Origin of the sequence: Mesorhizobium sp. M7A.F.Ca.AU.002.02.1.1 (assembly GCF_003998535.1) — a bacterium.
Lineage (GTDB): Bacteria > Pseudomonadota > Alphaproteobacteria > Rhizobiales > Rhizobiaceae > Mesorhizobium > Mesorhizobium ciceri.
In genome coordinates, this window is record NZ_RZPB01000788.1 from 1 (window position 1) to 2,702 (window position 2,702).

Here is a 2,702-nt window from a genome sequence, read left to right on the forward strand (position 1 = left end):
GCGCGATGTTGGCCGGGTTCGTGCCATTCATCGATCGGATTTAAGCGCGACCTGATTGTTCGTGAACCATTGACCCGTCGGCGAGTGACCCCGCCGGCGGGGGGTGGCATGGGTGCGTTTCGCCCGGATTGCCGCTGAAAATTTTCCTAATACCTCTTGAAGGTGCAAGTCGCGATTCTAAATTGATGGTCGCCGGTCGCCTGATGGGGCCGGCAAGACCAGGAGGCGGCAAGGCTCTTGGCGCCTCCTATGATCCATGTTGCTCAAAGGAGGATGTGGTTATGAACCTCGATTTTACCCCCCTGTACCGGTCCAGCATCGGCTTCGACCGCATGGTCGACATGCTTGAAAATGCGAGCCGTGTGGCCTCGTTCGACAACTGGCCGCCCTACGATATCGCCAAGGTTGATGATGATGACTATCGCATCACGATGGCGGTCGCCGGTTTCTCGCAGGACCAGCTGACCATCACTCACCAGCCCAACATGCTGGTCGTGAGCGGGTCGCAATCCGGCGATGAGAACGGCCAGTATCTCTACCGCGGCATCAACGGGCGCGCTTTCGAGCGTCGGTTCGAACTGGCCGATCATGTCAAAGTTGCTGGCGCCAGCCTTGAGAACGGGCTGCTGAGCATCGATCTCAAGCGCGAGGTTCCCGAGGAGATGAAACCGCGCAAGGTCGAGATCTCCAGCGGGGCTCCCATGCCGAAGATCGAAGCCCCCAAGGTCGAGACCGAGAAGCTGGCGGCCTGAGCAATCCACGATGAAGGCATCGCTTGAGCCGGGCGTCCGGCCCGGCTCACAGACCTACGAAAGGAGAAAGACAATGAGCGTACGTGACTTGATCCCATGGGGCCGGGGCAACGGAAACTCGGCGCCCAGTCTCTTCCCTGATGGAGATCGAGACCCCTTCGTCTCCCTCCACCGGGAGGTAAACCGGCTGTTCGATGACGCCTTCCGCAGCTTCGGCGCCAGACTGCCGGCCTTCAGTCCCTCTTTTGCCGCCACTTGGCCCAGCGTCGAAATTTCCGACACGGACAAGGAAGTCCGCGTCACGGCGGAAATACCCGGCCTGGACGAGAGCGACATAGAAGTCCTGCTGGACAACGGGGCGCTCAAGCTTAAAGGCGAGAAGCGTTCCGAGACCGAGGACAAAGACCGGCAGTTCTCCGAGCGCTTCTACGGTCGCTTCGAGCGCCTCATTCCGCTCGGCTACGAGGTCGAGGAAGACAAGGTCAACGCCGCCTTCAAGAACGGGGTGCTGACCGTGACCTTGCCCAAGACCGAGCGGGCGCAGGCGAAGGCCAAGCGGATCGCAATCAACGGCAAGAACTGACGCACGGCAGTATGAGCAGCGGCCGTAACGGCCGCTGCTCGTACCACCCTTCATGATAGGAGGGACAGACAATGGAGACAGTTCAAAGCAGCGACATCAGAAGCCCAACCAGGACCTCCGGCCGGCCGGACAATGACAATCGGTCTCGTGTCGACGAGCCGGCTTTGTCAATGGGGCGGTCAGTGTTTCCGGACGGCGTGACGGGACGGATCTACCAGCCATGCCGCTCGGCCATGACCTCGGCAAAGCCCCGCAAGGACTGGCGATTGATCTTCGAACCTCGCACAGCCCCGTTCATCGAGCCGCTGATGGGCTATACGGGCGGCCGGGACACCCTGACCCAGGTTCGACTGGATTTTCCGACGCTGGAGGCGGCGATCCGTTATGCGGAGCGCCAAGGCCTCAGCTACGTGGTGCAGGCTCCATCTTCTGGCTCTCAGGCCAAGGTCAGCAACAGGCAAGCATCGGAGGAGAGGCACGCCTTTTCCGACGTGGTTTGGCAACGGCTACAATTGGCATGGCTCCAGGCAAGCCACAACTATGGCGCTGGTGCACAGGCAGCGCACATACAGACGGCGCTTTCCGAGCCCGAGACATTCTACGCCTGTCCGATGGAGGTGGTGGATGACCCGGTACTCGCACCCGACGAGAAACGTGCCGTGCTCAAGAACTGGGCCTGGAACGAGTACCTGATCGACTTGGCCACCGCTGAAGGCATGCCGGAAAATGCACGTCCGACGCGATTGGACGAGGTTGAGCTCGCTCTGCTGGCCTTGGAGGGCAGTACCCAGAGATTCCAGACTCGGCTCAGCCCGGTACGATCCCGGATAGCCGCATGATTGGAGGCAAGAATGGACCCACTGATCGTCTTAGACGCCCAACGGACCATCCCGAACCCCTTCGCGCTTGCGGTCGCGGCAGCAGGGCGGGCGCGCGCACTGGCGCGCGGCGCAGCGCCCCGGCTGGCGGCCAGGCCGAAGAGCCGGCTGCATCTCGCATTGAGTGAGATCGCCGGCAATGCGTTCGAACCTCGGGAGATCGAACCCTTCCTCCTGACTGAGCCGATCTCGCCGAAGGACTGCGCCCGTTTCAAATCCGGACCCAGGAAGCTTTGCGGCATCGGGCCGAACAGGCCCGCTGCCGCACCCGCCCTCGACTCAAGGGCGGTACATTGACGTACTGAAACGCAGGAAAGGAGAATGACGATGTTGAAGAATCTCGCTTCCGACAGCAGCAGGCCGGCGCTCGATGTCGTAAACATCCTTGCCGGCATCGCGCTGGCGCTCTCGCCTTGGCTCCTTGGCTATGCTGCCGATGCTGTTGCCGTCTGGCACGCCTTCATCGCGGGCGTAATCACCGTTCTGATC

5 protein-coding genes are annotated in these 2,702 nt (G+C 61.5%); all 5 read left to right on the plus strand.

Features of this window, described 5'->3' with window-relative positions; all coding sequences use genetic code 11:
- Window positions 1-275 precede the first annotated feature (275 nt).
- Window positions 276-752, plus strand: coding sequence for an Hsp20 family protein (locus EN879_RS31280; protein ID WP_164752017.1), 477 nt, complete (start codon window positions 276-278; stop codon window positions 750-752).
- 73 nt (window positions 753-825) lie between these two features.
- Window positions 826-1,335: an Hsp20/alpha crystallin family protein gene (locus EN879_RS31285; protein WP_013525023.1), complete on the plus strand. Its 510-nt coding sequence runs from the start codon at window positions 826-828 to the stop codon at window positions 1,333-1,335.
- Between the two features lie 71 nt (window positions 1,336-1,406).
- On the plus strand, window positions 1,407-2,174 hold the full coding sequence (locus tag EN879_RS31290) for an NADH dehydrogenase ubiquinone Fe-S protein 4 (protein WP_063170828.1): 768 nt from the start codon (window positions 1,407-1,409) through the stop codon (window positions 2,172-2,174).
- A 12-nt stretch (window positions 2,175-2,186) separates the two neighbouring features.
- Window positions 2,187-2,510, plus strand: coding sequence for a hypothetical protein (locus tag EN879_RS31295; RefSeq protein WP_063170829.1), 324 nt, complete (start codon window positions 2,187-2,189; stop codon window positions 2,508-2,510).
- Window positions 2,511-2,540: 30 nt separating this feature from the next.
- On the plus strand, window positions 2,541-2,702 hold a 162-nt coding region (locus EN879_RS31300), incomplete at its 3' end, for an SPW repeat protein (RefSeq protein WP_164774697.1).